The organism is Jeotgalibaca sp. PTS2502, assembly GCF_001975685.1.
Lineage (GTDB): Bacteria > Bacillota > Bacilli > Lactobacillales > Aerococcaceae > Jeotgalibaca > Jeotgalibaca arthritidis.
Genome location: NZ_CP019433.1, coordinates 2,008,798 through 2,026,990 on the forward strand (window position 1 = coordinate 2,008,798; position 18,193 = coordinate 2,026,990).

At 39.8% G+C, this 18,193-nt stretch carries 17 protein-coding genes, 2 pseudogenes and 1 other annotated feature (1 of these 20 cut by a window edge); of the genes and pseudogenes, 15 read left to right on the plus strand and 4 right to left on the minus strand.

What is annotated here, in order from left to right:
- Positions 1-15: 15 nt before the first annotated feature.
- The 5 genes from BW721_RS10060 (at position 16) to BW721_RS10080 (ending at position 4,580) form a co-directional block, all read left to right on the plus strand.
- Positions 16-723, plus strand: a complete 708-nt coding sequence (locus tag BW721_RS10060) for a DNA alkylation repair protein (RefSeq protein WP_076768344.1) — start codon at positions 16-18, stop codon at positions 721-723.
- A gap of 187 nt (positions 724-910) precedes the next feature.
- Entirely contained in the window at positions 911-1,777 is an 867-nt protein-coding gene (locus tag BW721_RS10065) for a helix-turn-helix domain-containing protein (RefSeq protein ID WP_076768345.1), read from the plus strand.
- Positions 1,774-2,682, plus strand: coding sequence for an FAD:protein FMN transferase (locus BW721_RS10070; RefSeq protein WP_083686862.1), 909 nt, complete (start codon positions 1,774-1,776; stop codon positions 2,680-2,682). Before BW721_RS10065 ends, BW721_RS10070 begins: the two co-directional genes overlap by 4 nt.
- A 26-nt stretch (positions 2,683-2,708) precedes the next feature.
- A complete protein-coding gene (locus BW721_RS10075) occupies positions 2,709-3,317 on the plus strand; it encodes an NADPH-dependent FMN reductase (protein WP_076768346.1) in 609 nt (202 codons plus the stop codon).
- A gap of 18 nt (positions 3,318-3,335) precedes the next feature.
- Positions 3,336-4,580: an NAD(P)H-dependent oxidoreductase gene (locus BW721_RS10080; protein ID WP_076768347.1), complete on the plus strand. Its 1,245-nt coding sequence runs from the start codon at positions 3,336-3,338 to the stop codon at positions 4,578-4,580.
- Positions 4,581-5,001: 421 nt separating this feature from the next.
- Here the strand turns inward: BW721_RS10080 and BW721_RS10085 are convergent, their stop codons facing one another.
- Positions 5,002-6,027, minus strand: a complete 1,026-nt coding sequence (locus tag BW721_RS10085; RefSeq protein WP_076768348.1) for a D-alanyl-D-alanine carboxypeptidase family protein — start codon at positions 6,025-6,027, stop codon at positions 5,002-5,004.
- Positions 6,028-6,259: 232 nt separating this feature from the next.
- On the opposite strand from BW721_RS10085, the gene BW721_RS10090 reads away from it, so the two are divergent.
- The 7 genes and pseudogenes from BW721_RS10090 to BW721_RS12190 form a co-directional block, all read left to right on the plus strand.
- The gene (locus BW721_RS10090; protein ID WP_076768349.1) at positions 6,260-6,946 is read left to right on the plus strand and encodes an RluA family pseudouridine synthase; all 687 of its coding nucleotides are present in this window, start codon (positions 6,260-6,262) and stop codon (positions 6,944-6,946) included.
- A 102-nt stretch (positions 6,947-7,048) separates the two neighbouring features.
- Positions 7,049-7,699, plus strand: coding sequence for a lyase family protein (locus tag BW721_RS10095; protein ID WP_198031351.1), 651 nt, complete (start codon positions 7,049-7,051; stop codon positions 7,697-7,699).
- 90 nt (positions 7,700-7,789) lie between these two features.
- Positions 7,790-8,977: an NAD(P)-dependent malic enzyme gene (locus BW721_RS10100; protein WP_076768350.1), complete on the plus strand. Its 1,188-nt coding sequence runs from the start codon at positions 7,790-7,792 to the stop codon at positions 8,975-8,977.
- Positions 8,977-10,338 carry a class II fumarate hydratase gene (gene fumC, locus BW721_RS10105; protein WP_076768351.1) on the plus strand — a complete coding sequence of 454 codons (1,362 nt, stop codon included), beginning with the start codon at positions 8,977-8,979 and terminating at the stop codon, positions 10,336-10,338. The genes BW721_RS10100 and fumC overlap by 1 nt, the downstream gene beginning before the upstream one ends.
- A 2-nt stretch (positions 10,339-10,340) precedes the next feature.
- Positions 10,341-10,481 (plus strand): family 1 glycosylhydrolase, encoded by a 141-nt coding sequence (locus BW721_RS11860; protein ID WP_156892240.1) that lies wholly within the window; start codon positions 10,341-10,343, stop codon positions 10,479-10,481.
- An 83-nt stretch (positions 10,482-10,564) separates the two neighbouring features.
- Entirely contained in the window at positions 10,565-11,122 is a 558-nt protein-coding gene (locus BW721_RS10115; protein ID WP_083686864.1) for a GntR family transcriptional regulator, read from the plus strand.
- A 49-nt stretch (positions 11,123-11,171) separates the two neighbouring features.
- Positions 11,172-11,294, plus strand: a pseudogene (locus BW721_RS12190) (GntR family transcriptional regulator); the annotation flags it as partial.
- Between the two features lie 83 nt (positions 11,295-11,377).
- Here the strand turns inward: BW721_RS12190 and BW721_RS10120 are convergent.
- Both BW721_RS10120 and BW721_RS10125 read right to left on the minus strand, forming a co-directional pair.
- Complete coding sequence (locus BW721_RS10120) at positions 11,378-12,367, minus strand: ROK family protein (protein WP_076768352.1); 990 nt, start codon at positions 12,365-12,367, stop codon at positions 11,378-11,380.
- A 150-nt stretch (positions 12,368-12,517) separates the two neighbouring features.
- Positions 12,518-13,084: pseudogene (locus BW721_RS10125) on the minus strand (sugar O-acetyltransferase); the annotation flags it as partial.
- A gap of 104 nt (positions 13,085-13,188) precedes the next feature.
- Between BW721_RS10125 and BW721_RS10130 the strand changes: the two are divergent.
- Positions 13,189-14,211 (plus strand): ROK family protein, encoded by a 1,023-nt coding sequence (locus BW721_RS10130; protein WP_076768353.1) that lies wholly within the window; start codon positions 13,189-13,191, stop codon positions 14,209-14,211.
- Positions 14,212-14,306: 95 nt separating this feature from the next.
- Here BW721_RS10130 and BW721_RS10135 read toward each other — a convergent pair whose 3' ends face one another.
- Positions 14,307-15,140 (minus strand): Cof-type HAD-IIB family hydrolase, encoded by an 834-nt coding sequence (locus tag BW721_RS10135; protein ID WP_076768354.1) that lies wholly within the window; start codon positions 15,138-15,140, stop codon positions 14,307-14,309.
- A 352-nt stretch (positions 15,141-15,492) separates the two neighbouring features.
- Between BW721_RS10135 and BW721_RS10140 the strand changes: the two genes are divergently transcribed.
- Both BW721_RS10140 and leuB read left to right on the plus strand, forming a co-directional pair.
- Complete coding sequence (locus BW721_RS10140) at positions 15,493-17,013, plus strand: 2-isopropylmalate synthase (protein WP_076768355.1); 1,521 nt, start codon at positions 15,493-15,495, stop codon at positions 17,011-17,013.
- Between the two features lies 1 nt (position 17,014).
- A complete protein-coding gene (gene leuB, locus BW721_RS10145; RefSeq protein WP_076768356.1) occupies positions 17,015-18,061 on the plus strand; it encodes a 3-isopropylmalate dehydrogenase in 1,047 nt (348 codons plus the stop codon).
- A gap of 90 nt (positions 18,062-18,151) precedes the next feature.
- Positions 18,152-18,193: a binding site (T-box leader), on the plus strand (it continues 209 nt past the right edge of the window).

The following is an 18,193-nucleotide window of genomic DNA, read 5'->3' on the forward strand; positions in this document are numbered from 1 at the left end:
AGAAGGAGTGTCGCTATGGATATCGAAGAAGTCATGCAAGAATTAGCCCTATTAGGAAAAGAACGGATGAAGAAGATGTACCTGTCTAATGGTGCCCACGAACCCGTTTTTGGTGTCGCGACAGGTGCGATGAAGCCGTTATCCAAACAAATAAAAATAGATCAGCAGCTATCAGAAGAGTTGTATGCAACAGGTAATTATGATGCGATGTACTTCGCTGGAGTGATTGCAGATCCTATTGCCATGACAGAAGCAGACTTTGATCGTTGGATTGATCAGGCTTATTTTTATATGCTGTCAGATTTTGTTGTAGCCGTCACCTTGTCTGAATCACCATTAGCTCAAGGGGTTGCAGATAAATGGATTATGTCAGGAGACGATTTGAAAATGTCTGCCGGTTGGAGCTGTTATTGTTGGCTTTTAGGAAGACGAAAAGACCATGAGTTTTCTAAAGAAAAGCTAGATGGACTGCTTAGGAAAGTTGCAACTGATATTCAGACAGCTCCGGAACGGACAAAAGCATCCATGAATAATTTTGTTTATACGGTTGGTCTATCGTACCAGCCACTGCATCAAGAAGCGATTCAAGTCGCTCAAACAATTGGTACCATTGAAGTCAATCGGCCAAATAAAAAGCCGCTTGTCCTCAATGCATACGAGAGTATCCAAAAAGAAATTGAAAAGGGCAGAATTGGGTTTAAACGTAAGTATGTCCGTTGTTAATAAAGAGGTTCAAGCATCTAATTTTGCTTGAACCTCTTTTATTTACGATGACATCATATAAAAAATTAATCATCAAATCACAAATCGTATATAAAATTTTATATATTTCATTGACGAGCGAATTTATTAGGCGTATAATCAAACATGTTAAAACTTGTGAAAATAGACACAATAAAAGGGGGAGCTAATGAATATTGAACGTTTTATTTTGGCTAGGAAGGCCAGTGGCTTATCTCAAAACGAATTAGCGGAGGGGATTTGTACGCAAGCGACTCTTAGTCGGTTTGAGAATAATGGTCACGTCCCTAATCTAAAAATTCTGATACAGCTATGTAATCGACTCAATCTCCCTTTAGGTGAACTATTTCCAAAAGTAGGCGTTAAGCACTCTGAAACAATTGAAAAAATGAATCAGGCAGAGTTCTTTTTAATTACGAGTGAATTTGATCAAGCAGCTGATCTCCTTCAGACAATTGTCGGTAAAGAAGTTGATGATAACAGCTTAATCATGCGCTATCACTACTTAAGAGGCTTTGTGATGATTTTTAAAAACCAGCCAGTGATGGATATTCTATTTTTATTCGATCAGATTCTTCTAGAAGAAACGACTGATGACCTCTCCATTTTTCGACTGCTAGCCTACACCGGAACCGGAATGGTTTATGCTAGGGAAGGTGATCGTCAAAAAGCAGAATTTTATTTCAACAAAGTTCAAGAAAAGATTTATAGCTACCCGACACAGGAAATGTCAGATACGTGGCGTGTCTTGAACATTGTTTTTCAATGTGGTGTCTTTTACGCAGAAATTAATGAACTTGAAATCAGTAATGCACTCTTGGAATATGCTGTTTCGATTTGTTCAGATAATCACGTGACGTATTATTTAGCAAGAGCAGCCTTACAGCGTGCGAAAAATGCCATTGTAGAAGGTGAGCCTAAGCAAAAATTATTAGAACGTATTTATGATGCGCGTGCTTATTCTAAAATTAACCGTAATAAAATTGCTCTGAAGGAATTGGCTCAAATGGAAGCGTCGCTGGAGGAATCACAATGATACAGAAGAAAGAACGCATCCATATGATGGGGACGGTCATTGATTTACTCATTGAACATGACAATCCTGACCCAATTATGGCTGATACCATTGAGCGATTAAGGGTCTATGAGCACCGCTTTAGCGCCAATCGTCACGATTCAGAACTCATGGCGATTAACCATCAAGCTGGCCAAAGACCAGTAGTCGTCCATCCCCAACTATATGACCTGATTAAAATCGGGAAATACCATAGTTGCGCAGACGATAGTCATTTAAATATTGCGATCGGTCCCTTGATTCAAACATGGCGAATTGGTTTTCAAGATGCCAAAGTACCCTCGCAAGCCGAAATTGATGAGCTCTTAAGACTAACGAACCCTCATCATATTATCCTAGATGACCAAGAACAAACGGTTTTTTTAAAGGAAAGCGGCATGAAAATTGATCTCGGTTGCTTAGCCAAAGGATATATGGCAGATTTATTAGTCGATTTTCTGAAAACTACTGGTGTAACAGCAGCACTCATTAATTTAGGCGGTAATGTTGTTGGTTTAGGTCCTGTCAGACAGGGCCAGGCTGAGAAGTGGCGAATTGGGATTCAAGACCCACAGAAAAATCGCAACGATTACGTGACGGTTCTTGATATAGCCAATCAATCGGTGGTAACTTCGGGCATTTACGAAAGAAGCCTTAAAAAAGACAATCAAACCTATCACCATATCTTTAATCCAAAAACCGGTTACCCAACCCAAACGGATGTCGCCAGTCTAACGATTCGATCGAAACAGTCTATCGATGGGGAGATTTGGACCACGCGCTTGTACGGCCACCAATCAGAAACCATTATCGACACGCTCAATCAGTTGGACGATATTGATGGCATTGTCATCACCCAAAACGGTCACGTTTTATATTCAAAATAACCAACCATGGAAGGAAGTAAACAACTATGCAAACATTTATCGGTCTCGTAGGAACAAACTCAGAACAATCAACAAACCGTCAACTGCTCCATTTTATGAAAAATCATTTTTCTGAAAAGGTAAACATAGACGTCGTTGAAATTAAGGACCTGCCCGTTTTTAACAAGCCAGAAGGTAGTGACCTGCCAGCAGAAGTGTTGGCGTTGGCAGAAAAAATTGATCAGGCAGACGGTGTCATTATTTCAACACCTGAATACGATCATGCAGTGCCGGCGTCACTAATGAATGCCTTGAACTGGTTATCTTATGGGATTTTCCCATTTGTGGATAAGGCAGTGATGATAACGGGTGCCTCTTATGGTGTCCTTGGTTCGTCTCGCGCTCAAATGCACTTACGCCAAATTTTAGATTCACCTGAATTAAAAGCGCGAATTATGCCGAGTTCAGAGTTTTTGTTAAGTCATTCGTTACAAGCGTTTGACCAAGATGGCAAGTTGTTAGATCAAGAACAAGTTGAGAAATTAGACGGTTTGTTTGAAGATTTCTTAACCTTTGTTGAAATCACTAATCATTTGAATCATGCGCATGCGATTAAGAAAAAAGAAGCAGAAAATTTCAAATGGGAAACTATTTAAGAAAAGGGGACTATTAGGATGAAATTAGTTGGTATCGTTGGATCAAACGCAGAAGTATCTTATAATCGTACATTGTTAACATATATTAAGAAGCAATTCCAATCACTATTTGAGCTTGAAATTCTAGAAATAACGGACGTTCCGATGTTTAATCAGAGTGATGACCAAACAGACAGCCCAGTCATTCAAAATATTCACAATAAAATTTTGGCAGCAGATGGGGTTATTATTGCGACACCGGAGCATAATCATACCATTCCAGCTGGTCTAAAAAGCTTGTTAGAGTGGCTATCATTTAAAATTCATCCCTTAGAGGACAAACCGGTAATGATTGTCGGAGCATCTTATTATGATCAAGGCTCATCTCGTGCGCAGCTTCATTTGCGCCAGATTCTTGATGCACCAGGCGTAAACGCTATGGTATTGCCAGGAAATGAATTTTTATTGGGCAAAGTGAAAGAAGCTTTTGATGAAAATGACAATTTAAAAGATGCTAGAACAGTTCAATTTTTAAAAGGAACGCTAGAAAAATTTGTTAAGTTTGTGGCTCTTGTTTCTTCAATAGAAGAACCAACGCCAGCTCAAGAAGATCTTTATGCGACTGGCAAAATTGATACGACCATTGAAGGTGTCGATATGTACGCAGAGGATTGGGTGGAGCAAGCTGCTAAAAAGGTAAATGCAGTAGAAGGCAACACTTATGTGAAGCTCGATCGCGGTATTTTGACAGTTGATCAATTGAATTATTTCTTGGCGTCTATGCCGATGGAACTCACTTACGCTGACCATAACAACCAATTCCTATACTATAACCATACTAAAGAGGCAGAAGACATGTTGGCGTCTCGGACTCCTGGACAAGCAGGAAACCCATTGGCGAAATGCCATCCAGAAGGAAAGCACAACAGTGTGGCTTGGGTTATTCAACAGTTACGCTCCGGCGCAACGGATGCCGTTCGCGTTAATGTGCCAACTCATGGACCCGACAAATACGTTGTTCACAACTACCAAGCTATGTATGACAAAGAAGGAAATTATAAAGGCATTAATGAATACATCCTTGATTTCAAACCAATTATTGATTGGTACTTGAAACAAACCGGCCAAAAACTAGTCGGCGATGTGGATGCTGTATCAGGCGCATCTGAAAAAGATAGTCACGGAGAAGTTGACGCTGTGTCAGGAGCATCCGCTAATGACAACAAACCAGAAGCACCAACCGCAACAGTAGATGCAGTCTCAAGCGCAACGGTAAAAGCATAATTAATAAACCAGCTGGGAATCTTTCCAGCTGGTTTTTTTGTAGACTAGGGGATTATAAGTTCAGCCACCAATGTCTAGCTCCCAAGTCCTGACCTAGTGAAAAAAAGATAAATTTGCCCCATTGCGCGCTTCGCTGCTCGCTAACGCATATCATTCGGCTAACCCGCTGAAGCGTGAAGTCTCCTGACAATTCAGGGTCAAATTTCCTATTTTTTCATAGGCCAAGGCGGACTTGTCCGCTTTTCTTAAATTTAAAAAGCTTGGATAAGGAAGTTCAGCACGAAAAAAATGTCTGAAGTTCCTCGAATTGGCATTTCAAGGATGATCAGCGTCAAAAATTCCTCTGAAGTTCCTCCAACAACCACTACATAGGTAGAAACAGAGTGAAGCTCGAGCAATTAAACATTAGCTTCATGATTCATTACTTTTCTAGCTGCGAATAAATGGCGATGGCATCCATAACATGTAGCGGATCAACAATATCGACATAATCTGGACCAGCTTTTTGGGCACCAGCACCAAGGGTAATTAAAATGTAAGGTTCATCATTAATAATAGCTAGAGACGCTAAACAAACACCAGCTTCTTCTGTGAATCCCGTTTTAGCTCCAATAATGTAATCCAGCATTTTAGGATATTGCTCACCATGACGAAAAACAGAATTCACTAAATAAATCCCGTATGGATTCATATTCGTTGGCTCAACTTGATAGTCAATAGTCGTAAAGACTCTATAAAAATCGTCATTTTCAAGTGCATATTCCAGCAAGACACTCAAATCTTTAGCAGATGAATAATTATTTTTATCATGCAAGCCAGTAACATTACTAAATCGAGTGTGGCTTAAACCGAGTTCACCAGCTTTTTGATTCATTAAGGCAACAAATTTTTCTTCAGAACCGGCCAGTTTGTATGCTAAGGCTAAGCAAGCATCAGCGCCAGAAGGAAGGATAGCACCGTATAAAAGGTCATTGTAAGTGACGACCTCATCCACAAGAAAACCGGTAATAGCAGCCTCTTGTTCAAACAAACCATCAAAGAAGACCTCTTCCATTACCACATCCTCGTTTAGGTCATCAATCAAATCAATCGCCGTAATAACCGTCATTATTTTTGTTAAAGAAGCAGGATAGAGAACTTGGTCAGGATTCTTAGACGCAATGACTGTTTCATCATTTAGCCGAGTTAAGACAACACCGCTACTGTTTACCGCTGACAAATCAATTAAGGCCGAGTCACTCTCGATTACCGTTTCAATAAAATCATCATTTTGCTGATCAACGGCATTTGCTTGAGGATCCGGACCTTCAACGACACCTTCTACTACCGCTTTATCATTTGGGAAAAGTAAAGTCGTTTCTTCAGCAATGTAATAGCACACACTGATACAGATTGATGAAATAAGAAGTTTTTTACCAAATTTCTGTTTTCGTTTCCTATTCCGCATTTTTTTTCTCTTCAAAATTAGAACAGTCCCATCTTTATATACTATTATCGATTCTCGGTATTTTTTTCGTTCATTTTATAACTATGATACCGTTCTAATCCATTTTTTTAAATAGCGTCAGCCATTTCTTAATATTAATTTTAGTGCCCTAGCCAAGATTGTTGAAAGGGACAGGGAAAAGCTCTAGATTCATGTTATGATAGATACATTATGCCTAAGGGAGAAGGATTGTATGAAAGTACCAATATTATATGAAGATAATCATCTTTTATTGGTAGAAAAACCAGTTAATATTCCAGTTCAAGAAGATGCGAGTGGCGATAAAGACGTGCTCACACTTTTAAAAGAAGACATCAAGGACCGTTACCGAAAACCAGGTAATGTTTACTTGGGACTTGTTCATCGTCTCGACCGTCCAGTCGGTGGTGCTATGGTATTTGCAAAAACCTCTAAAGCAGCATCGCGGTTGTCAGATATGATGCGACGACAGGTGGTTGAACGCAAGTATCTAGCCGTTGTGCATGGAAAGCCTAGACAGAAAAAAGGGCAGCTTATTCACTATCTACACAAAGACAGTAAACGAAACCAAGTAGCTGTTGTTGATGCCAATCATCCGAAAGGGAAAAAAGCTATTCTAGATTATGAATGGCTAGAAAGCAAAGAAGGAATGAGCCTACTTGCAATCCAGTTGCAAACCGGCAGGCCTCACCAAATTCGTGTTCAATTATCAGCAATTGGGCATCCTATTTTTGGCGATCAAAAATACGGGGCTAAACTGAGCAAAATCGGGGAACAAATCGCCTTGTGGGCACACACGCTCATACTCGACCACCCTGTAAAAAATGAACCCATTAAAGTGCGATCACTTCCGCCAACAAAAAAACCATGGCAGATGTGGCAGTATGATTTTCAACAATGAGTACTTGAAACAACGCAAACACGATAGGACGTTTTTTTTAACGTCCTATCGTGTTTGTTATGACTGAGGTCATTTTCCATGACTTAAGTCGCAAAGTCTATTTTGTTAGCCAATTGTTGTCATAAGATTGGTGAAGAGGTCTACAGTACAACACTTGAAGAAATTGGAGAAGTATCAGAAGGGTTTAAAAAAGGAACAGTTGGTAGTAGCACGATGCCTCATAAAATAAACCCAAAATTAGCTAAAGGTATTGTCGCTGACTCACAAAAGTTATACTCACTACCTGGAGTCGGTATGTATTCAGCAGTTAGACCTTATGAAGCTGATAGTAGTTCGTACATGTTGTTTGATAGTATCTTAGAAGAAGTATTGCAATTAACGACAGAAATTCTTTTAAGGACAGAAGAGCTTACGCGAACGATGGTTCCTCACCCAGATCGGATGTTACATAATGCGCTACGTAACGCTAGCCTAGATAATTGTGAGCATGTCATGATGGAGCTAGCTAGCAAGCTTGGAAAAGATAAAGCCCATTCCTTAATGTATGATATCGCCATGAAAACAGCTGCAGAGGGAGAAGATTTCTATACAAACCTCATAGCTAATCCGTTGATTTCAAGTGAATTCACGACTGAGGAAGTAAAAGCGATGATTGATCCTCGAAACTATGTCGGTTTATCTAGCTATTTAGCACAAATGCAAGCAGACCGAGCTAAGAAAATGGTTGAAGAAATAAAAAACACTTTCTCTTAACCATTCATACATTTATGTGGAGACCTCTGGTAAAATACATGAGAGGTCTCTTCCTTTATTCTAATCTGATTGATAGAAAGGTGTGGAACAATGAATACAGATGAGAAGAGTTTAGCGTTGCACCAAGAAAAAAGAGGAAAAATTTCCGTTGAAAGTAAAGTAACGATTAATAGTCGAGAAGACTTGGCTCTTGCCTACACACCAGGAGTCGCAGAACCGTGTAAAAGAATTGCTGAGGATGTGACACAAGCATATACCTATACATCTAAAGGGAATTTAGTCGCTGTTGTAACGGATGGGACGGCTGTTTTAGGTTTAGGTGACATTGGACCAGAGGCGGCTATGCCAGTTATGGAAGGCAAGGCCATTTTATTTAAAGAATTTGCAGGTGTGGATGCATTTCCGATTTGTTTAGATACGAAAGATCCTGAGGAAATCGTTCAAACCGTAAAATTACTAGCCCCAACATTTGGTGGCGTTAATTTAGAAGATATTTCGTCACCACGTTGCTTTGAGATTGAAAAGCGTTTGGATGAGCTATTGCCGATTCCTGTTTTTCATGACGACCAACATGGAACAGCGATTGTCGTTGCGGCTGGTATTATGAATAGTTTAAAACTAGTCGGTAAGCAGTTAGCTGATGTAACGGTGGTTTTGAATGGTCCTGGTGCTGCTGGAACAGCCATTATTAACATGTTAATGGAGATGGGAATTGGTAAGGCTATTATTTGTGATGAACATGGTATTCTAGCAGGGAATCGTCCAGAGCCAATGGATGATCATAAAAAAGTATTAGCTCAAAAATCTAATCCTGAACAAATAACTGGTGATTTAGCGGATGCTATGAAGGGTGCTGACATTTTAATTGGGGTATCTGTTGGGGGGATCGTCAGCCAACCAATGGTACAATCAATGAATGCCGATGCCATTATTTTTGCTATGGCGAACCCGATTCCTGAAATGATGTATGAAGAAGCGAAAGAAGCTGGTGTTCGTGTGATGGGGACTGGACGTTCAGATTTTCCAAACCAAATTAACAACGTACTGGCTTTCCCTGGTATTTTTAAAGGTGCTCTGTCTGTACGTGCAATCACCATCAACAAGGCGATGAAAGTTGCTGCTGCTCAAGCCATTGCCGATATGATTCCAGAAGAGCAACTGCGTGAAGATTATGTGATTCCAGATGCACTAAATAAAGAAGTAGCGGAACAAGTGGCTCGCTATGTGGCTCAAGCCGCTATTGAGAGTAATGTTGCGACACTAAAGGAGGGGCTTTAATGTACCGGATTGAACGCGATTCGATGGGTGACATTAAAGTGCCAGAAGCAGCTTTATGGGGAGCACAAACGCAAAGAAGTTTAGAAAATTTCCATATCGGATCAGAAAAAATGCCCTTGAGAGTCGTTGAAGCCTTAATTTATATCAAAAAAGCTTGTGCAAAGGTCAATGAATCAGAAGGGAAACTTTCAACCGAAAAGACACAAGCGATTCAGAATGTAGCAGATCAGTTATTAGCTGATTTATCCGATTACGCGGATCAGTTTCCACTTAGTTTATGGCAAACGGGTAGTGGAACTCAAACGAATATGAATGTTAATGAAGTGATTGCCCACCTAGCTTCATCCGATGAAGCGCCGATTCATCCGAATGACCATGTTAACTTATCGCAAAGTTCTAACGATGTCTTTCCAACGGCTATGCACATTGCGGCTTATCAAGCTGTTGCAAGAGATTTATTACCAGAATTAGCGGCTTGGATAAACGAGCTAGGCGGTTTAGAAAATCGCTATCTAAAAACAGTCAAAATTGGACGAACTCACTTACAGGATGCAACGCCTTTAACCTTTGGACAGGAAGTGAGTGGCTGGAAGAGTATGATTGAACATAGTTTGGTTGCTATTCAGACAAGTTTAGCATCAATCAGCCCTCTTGCTATTGGCGGAACAGCTGTTGGAACAGCTATTAACGCTTCGTTAGAATTCGGAGACAGCGTTTCCCGAGAATTGGCTAATCTAACTGGTTTACCTTTAACAAGTGAGGCCAATAAGTTCTTTGCACTGACAAGCCATCAACCACTTAGTTACGTTCATGGTGCGATGCGCGCCTTGGCAGGTGATGTGATGAAGATTGCGAATGATATTCGTTGGCTAGCAAGTGGTCCCCGTAGTGGTTTGGGTGAATTAACATTGCCAAGTAATGAACCGGGTAGCTCTATTATGCCGGGCAAGGTGAATCCAACCCAAGCAGAGGCACTGACTATGGTTGTGACACAAGTTATGGGAAATGATACCACCATTCAAATGGCAGCTAGCCAAGGGAATTTTGAGTTGAATGTTTATAAACCAGTCATTATTCATAACTTCCTGCAATCGGTCACCTTATTAGCAGACGGCATGCAATCGTTTAGAGAAAAATGCCTTCAAGGCTTAGTCGTTAACGAAAATCGTATGGCAGACTTGGTTTCGTCATCACTCATGTTAGTGACAGCACTGACGCCTCATATTGGCTACGAAAAAGCAGCTGAAATTGCTCATAAAGCTCTTGAAGAAGGAACCAATTTAGAAGAGGCTGCAGTTTCATTGAACTATGCAACTAAAGAAAATCTTCAAAAATGGTTAGATCCTAGCAACATGATTTAAAAATGAACGCTTTCAAAAATCGTTATGGCCTTGTCCGCATTGATTTGGAAAATCGAAACCGAATAAAAAAACAATCGGCTTACTGGTATGAGGAGATGATTAACAACCGCTTCTTAGAAGTGGCAGACCAAGAATATAAATAGAATCCACCACTTGTCTATGTACAATGAACAAGAATTGATTTGTAAATACAAATCATAACTTGCATGGATAAGTGGTGTTTATAATGGCTAAATATAAAGAAATCGCAAATGAACTTAGAAAACGAATCAAAAAAGGATTCTATCATGTGGATGATCGCTTGCCTAATCAGGAAGAATTGGCAGAGGAATTTGAAACGAGCCGGATGACAATTAAAAAATCTCTGGATTTATTGAGTATCGCAGGGTTAGTTTATACCATTCAAGGATCGGGAACTTATGTTAAAAAGAATGCTGTTCGCCTAGCTGAAAAGAGTATTAAGATTGGTCAAAACATTGGCCTGACAGCAGCTGCTGGTGATAGCCTAGATTTGAAATCACACGTTTTAGATTTCAATGTTCGTTTTCCAGATGAAGAAGAGGCAGTGCAATTAAGCATCTCTCAAGAAGAACCAGTTTACGCAATTGCAAGACTGCGTATTCTCGATGATAAGCCTTATTCTTTGGAACATACGATTATCCCCATAAAGCTGGTACCAAACATTACAACCGAAGTTCTCAGCCAATCTTTGTATGATTATATGCAGCATGAATTGGGCATTGTTTTTGGTGATAACCGCCAATTAACGGTCAGTCAAACCTAATCAAGAAGACCAAACTCATCTCGATTGTCGAACAGATGATCCAGTCTTAGAGGTCGTAAAAGTAATGTTTTTAGAAAAAGGCACACCAGTTGAGTATTCAGTCGTTCACCACCATTATGACATGGTAGAAGTGTCTTTCGTTAATGTCACACGAGATGCGATTATTGGCTAAAAAAGAGATGAAAATCTGCTGTATCGTACACCTAATCTAAAAAGAAATGCAGAGCGCTTCAAAAGCGTTCTGCATTCCTTTTTTTAAACGGATAAATGAAAAGGAGTATCTTGATAAATGAGCCAGCGTAAGCCTAAAGACATGGCAGCTTCATAATCTGTAACATATTCAAAGTCAGTCCGATTAGGCTGTCTAGAAATATCGGGATGGTTGTTTAATTGATCGACTACTTTTCCAATCTCCCAATAATTGGAAGATAAAACAAAACGGTGAGGTGCAATCGCTACGTTATAAATGCCGACTAATTGAGTCAGGCGCTCAATATGCTCATCGGTTGATTGCGGTGGCTTGGCATCAATGAGGAAGGGCAGGTACTTTGCTTCACCAGCTAGCGATAGATGCCCTTCTAAAAGTTGACCATTGGTGAAGATAGTAACGCCGGGCATACTTGTATTTGGGTAATAAATGCCGACAACCGTTTCATCAAAAGGAATCTTATTCTGAATGCAATGGCCAATGGTAACGAGATGAGCATCATTTTGGACATAGAAAGGCAAATCGGTCACTATCTTGACTGCTTCAACGATTGGCCAGCCATCAAAGACGACGCCGTAACCAGATTGGATGATACCATCGTGAACTTTGCCTGGAAATAACAGACCGATTCGTTCAACATTTGGATGGTTTTTCAACAAAGCACTCAACAAATCTAAAAAATCATTCAAAGATTTATGGTTAAAACCAAATTCGTCTTTAGCTAAAACAGTACCATTTAAATCCACACACTCGACTTTTAATACCAACTGACCATTTTTTTCCAATATCGCCAAAAGGAGGGCGTGAGAATAGTTATCGTTAAAGTGATATTCAATCGCAGGGCGACCAATATCACGTTGGACTAATTCACCTTCGTAAATGCTACCAGACTCCATTAATTCTTTTAAAAGAGAGTTAATGGTTACCATACTAATCCCTGTTTCCTTAACTAAATCTGAAGCGAACATACGCTTGTGCTGGAACAACGTTCGCTGGATAAGAGTTCTGTTTTTTTCTCTAATACTATTTTTACCCATGAGAGTATCGCTCCTTAGTCTATTCATAGTCCGCCATTAGTTCAATCAGATTTCATTGCTTACTGAATCGAAATAGCGGTTATAAAACTCTCTCGTTTTTTCTAAACCCTTCACCCATAACCCAATATGCTCAATTTTCATTTCTTATACCTCGATTTCTTTTATAATTCGCGCAGGATTTCCTGCAATAGCGACATTATTCGGGAATGATTTTGTGACAACTGAGCCGGCTCCAACAACGACATTATCCCCCAGGGTCACACCTGGTAAAATAATCGCACCACCGCCAATCCACACATTATTTCCAATTGTAATTGGCTTACCAAATTCCACACCACTGTTTCGTTCAAGAGGGTCGAGAGGATGGGTTGCTGTATATAATTGAACATTTGGAGCTAGCATACAATTATTGCCAAAGCGAATGGGACAAATATCTAGTAGTGTGGCATTAAAGTTTGCATAAAAGTGCTCACCGACATGGATGTTATAACCATAGTCAAAAGCAATCGTTGGCTCGATATACACATCTTCACCGCTACTTCCAAAACTATTTTTAATCAATGCTGTACGTTGATCATTAGCGTCGCAATGGTTAATCGCTTTCATGTTTGCTCGTGCCTGTTTACGGTCTGTTGCTAATTCAGGGTCAGCTGGTCGGTAATATTCGCCAGCAATCATCTTTTCTTTTTCACTTTTTAACAAGATAACATCCTCCATCGTTTAATAAAGTTATTCTATCATCATAAAGGTTATTAATAAAGATGATTATCTAAATTATTTCTGTTATTCTAATGTAAATGTAATAAAAAGAGAGGTTTGCTATGTATTCGTACGGTCCATCACATGTTAAGCAACATAATATTCATTTTTTAAAACGCATTTTAAAAGAAGAGCGTCAACCAATGACGAAAAATCAATTATCGAAGCAAAGTGGGTTAAGTGTGGTAACGATCAATAAACTGATTCCCGAAATGGTTGAAGGCGGAGAGGTGTTGGAGATGACGAATCCGATTGTAACGGGTGGACGCCGAGCAGCTGTTTATCAACTTAACCAAAATCATCAGTTGTGTTTAGTCATGCTCTACATTGAAGAGGATAAAGAAATTAAAACCCATGTATCTGTCGTTAATTTGTATGGTGATCGCTTGGCTTGCGAAGAGGATATTTTGCAGCTGACAGACTGGGATTCAATTGAAAGTTGTATTCAGTCATACTGTCGTAAGTTCCCTAATATAAAAATGATTTCTATTGGGTTACCTGGAATGGATATGTCTAGTATCTTAACAGTAGTTGATGCGGAAACAATGAAGGGGATAATCTTACATAAAAAAATTGAAGAGCGATTTGCACTTCCTGTAATCATCGAAAACGACATTAATGCTGCCGTCTTTGGTTATAAGCATACTAAAGCAAAGCCAGATTCGATCATCGTTTCTGGCTTATACTTTCCAGAACACTATCCTCCCGGAACAGCCTTAGTTTTTGATGATTATATATATCATGGGAGTACTGGACTGAGTGGTGAAACTCAACATCTACCTGTTTTTAATGATCTCACCTTTCCTTTGTCTGAGAAATCGAACTTAACGTACATTTGTGAACAAATTGTTCAAACAGTTATAACAATGTATGACCCGAATGAACTGATTCTATATACGAAGGCTAGTGTAATGAGAAGAATTGAGTTAGAGACGATTAAAGAAAATCTGCCGCTGGTCTTTTCTTATGGAAAAGAAGTAGTGATAACCAATTCAGAAGATTTTCAAGATGATTATTACCAAGGATTAGTATTATTAGGGATTAAAGAATTAGAGATGCAAGATTATACCTTCAAAAATAAGTAGAAAGTAGGACGGATTTGTAACGTTTAAGAAAAAAATTCTCTGAAATTAATCAAACAGAAAAAGCCATCCAATTTTTGGATGGCTTTTTTAATATCCTATAAAAATTTTTCAAGCGCAACGGCGATACCGTCTTCGTCATTTGATAGCGTAATGTGGTCAGCTGCGCCTTTAATTTCATCAGTGGCGTTCCCCATCGCAACGCCGATACCAGCGTAATCAATAATAGAGCGGTCGTTTTGGCTGTCTCCAAAGGAAATGACCTCTTCAGCTGTAATGCCGCTACTAGCTAAAACCGTATGTAATGCATGAGCTTTACTAATGTCTTTAGCTGTTAATTCAAAATAGAATGGTGCAGAGAATACGCCTGTTGCTGTGTCAGCAAATGGTGTATGGATATCTTTATGTACCGCTTCTAAATAGTCTGGATGACCAGCAACTAAAATCTTATTCAGTGGGAAATCAGCAAAGGTTGCTAAATCGTCCATCTCACACAACTTAAACGTTCCAATTTCTGCTTCGTATTTAATAACATTGAAAGGCTCATCTAGCATTCCGTCGATAAAGTTGTAAACATCATTTACAAATAAATGTGTATCCTTCACGATCATTGGAATAACATCAAACTGCTTCAAGTGATTTAACATCGCTTGACCTGTTTCAATCGACATTGGTTGGTTAAACAAAACCTCGTTTGTTGTACAATCAGTTACCATTGATCCGTTATATGACAAAATAAAGCCATTATTTTCTGCTAGTTCTAGTTCACGAGCTGCTTCCCACATTCCTAAAGTAGGACGACCGGATGCTAGAATTACTTTCAGGCCATTTTTTTGCGCATCTAACAATGCCTCTTTTGTTTTTGGTGAAATTTTTTTTTCAGATGTTAGTAATGTTCCGTCCATATCAAGGACAATCGCTTTAATTCCCATTGCTCAATCTCCTATACCATTTAATTTATCTGTTCAAGTATACCATTTTCTGCTAGTAAATTAATAACTTCCGACGATTATTAGGACTATTGTTAAAAAAAACACCGATAGGATTGACAATCAGCAACATTTAGGTTAAATTGCTTAAAACGATTAAAATTTGATTAGGTGATTCTAATGATAAAACAAACCACACAAACTTTCGAAAACTTATTATTAAACTAGCAGACACTTTATTAGACGTTAAAAACGGATAACTAAAGGGTCTGCTTAGCATTGCTTAAAGTAATTACACTTTGACGCAGTGCTATTTTTTTATTCTAAATAAATGAGAAAATGAGGAGAGAATACTATGAGACAGATTCAATTTTTTGATACGAGCCTAAGAGATGGCGAACAAACACCAGGGGTTAACTTTAATACGAAGGAAAAAGTTCAAATTGCCTTGCAACTAGAAAAATGGGGAATCAATACGATTGAAGCTGGCTTTCCAATTACTTCTCAGGGGGACTTTGAAGCGGTTCAAGCAATCGCAAAAGCTGCAACTACAATGACTGTTGCGGGATTAGCTAGATGTCAAAAGAAAGACATCGACCGTGCTTATGAAGCGTTGAAAGAAGCGAAATTCCCACAAATTCATGTTTTTCTAGCGACCAGTAATATCCATATGCGCGATAAGCTGAAGATGACTAAAGAAGAGGTGATCGCTTCTATTAAGGAACATGTCTCTCATGCACGCAGTTTGTTTGAAAAAGTTCAGTTTTCACCAGAAGATGCGACACGCTCTGACCGTGACTTTTTGCTAGAAGCTGTTCAAACGGCGATTGATGCGGGTGCGACTATTATTAATGTTCCCGATACAGTCGGCTATTCTAATCCCAAGGAATATGGGGAACTGTTTGCCTTTCTTATTTCTAATATTAAGAGTGATCAAGAGATTATTTTCTCTTCCCATTGTCATGATGATTTGGGTATGGCGACTGCCAATGCGCTTGCAGCGATTGAAAATGGCGCTAATCGAGTCGAGGGCACGGTTAATGGTATCGGAGAGCGGGCGGGTAATACAGCGCTAGAAGAAGTGGCGATTGCTCTTCACATTCGTAAAGACCATTACCAGTGTGAATCATCCATTGTGTTGAATGAAACCAAACGAACGAGTGACTTGGTTTCACGTTTGTCTGGTATGGCTGTTCCACGTAACAAAGCAGTTATTGGCGGCAATGCCTACGCTCATGAATCAGGTATTCATCAAGATGGTGTTCTGAAAAATCCAGAAACCTATGAAATTATTACCCCACAATTGGTTGGTGTGCATAACAATGCTTTGCCGCTGGGTAAACTATCGGGACGCCATGCCTTTACAACGAAACTGGCAGAACTCGGTTATACCGTAACCGAAGAAGAAACAAATGCACTCTTCAAGCGGTTCAAGGATTTGGCTGATAAAAAGAAACAAGTGACTGACGAAGACTTGTTGGCACTAGTTGCTGATCAAGTTCGTTCAGGCGATGAAGCCTACCACTTGGAAGCTGTGCAATTGCAGTATGTTTCAAATGGCCATCAAGGTGCAATTGTTTCTATTAAAGATACAGAAGGTCAAGAAAAAGTGGCTTCTGCCGTTGGATCAGGAAGTATTCAAGCCATTTACAATTCAATTGACCATGTTTTCAGTCAGCATCCAACCTTAACACACTTCAAGATTGTAGCATTAACTAGTGGTGAAGATGCGCAGGCAGAAGTACGTGTCACGATTGAAGACGAAGCGACTAAGGAACAGGTCAATGGTATTGGCGTGGACTTTGACGTTCTACAAGCCTGTGCAAAAGCTTATGTTCAAGCGAGTGGTATTTTAAAAGCAAAGCGAGGAGCCTAATATGCCTAAAAAAATCGTTGTTCTAGAAGGAGACGGTATTGGACCAGAAATCATGTCGAGTGCCATTGCCGTCTTACAAGCAGCAGTTGAGAAAACAGACATCACGTTCGAATTTACTGCCTACCCATTCGGTGGAGCAGGTATTGATCAAGCAGGTGATCCCTTGCCACAAGAGACATTAGTGGCCTGCCAAGAGGCAGATGCAATTCTATTAGGAGCCATTGGTGGACCGAAATGGGATGATGCAGAGAAACGCCCTGAACAAGGCCTGTTGCAGTTACGAAAAGCCTTAAACTTATTTGCTAATATTCGCCCTATACGTGTCTCTGATGCGTTATTGCCTTTTTCACCCTTGAAAGAAAAGATTGTTAGTGGCACAGATTTTGTGGTCGTTCGTGAATTGACAGGCGGGATTTATTTTGGTGAACCGCGCCACTTGAGTGCAGAAGAAGCGTATGATACGAGCCGTTACCAACGTTATGAGATCGAGCGGATTGTCCGAGCAGCATTTGACATTGCGCAATCACGTCAGAAAAAATTAGTATCTGTTGATAAAGCCAATGTCCTCGCGGCAAGTAAGCTGTGGCGGAAAACAGTGGAAGACGTTGCCAGTGATTACCCAGATGTAGCGGTATCGCATTTGTATGTGGATGCAGCAGCGATGTTGATTGTCCAAAAACCGACATCATTTGATGTTATTGTCACAGAGAATCTATTTGGCGATATTTTAAGTGATGAAGCATCTGTTTTACCGGGAACGTTGGGCGTCTTACCAAGTGCTAGCCATAGTGAATCTGGGGTGTCCTTATACGAACCAATCCATGGCTCTGCTCCTGATATAGCTGGTAAAAATATTGCCAATCCTGTATCGATGATCTTATCAGCAGCATTGATGTTAAGACAGTCATTCGGTTTCCATGACATTGCAGATCAGATTGAGGAAGCTTGTGAGGCTGTCATGAACGCGGGTACGGTCACGGCAGATTTAGGCGGCACGACTACGACCACTGAGTTTACTCAGGCGGTTATTGAACAGTTGAAAGCTTAATTGAGACAACTAAATATTTTTTATTCGAATTAAAACTAAAAGCATATTGCTTTCCACAATAGCATCGGGTATAATTGATTAAAATTAAATGTGAAAACGATGAAGAGAAGAAGTAAATAGTGCAATTTTACG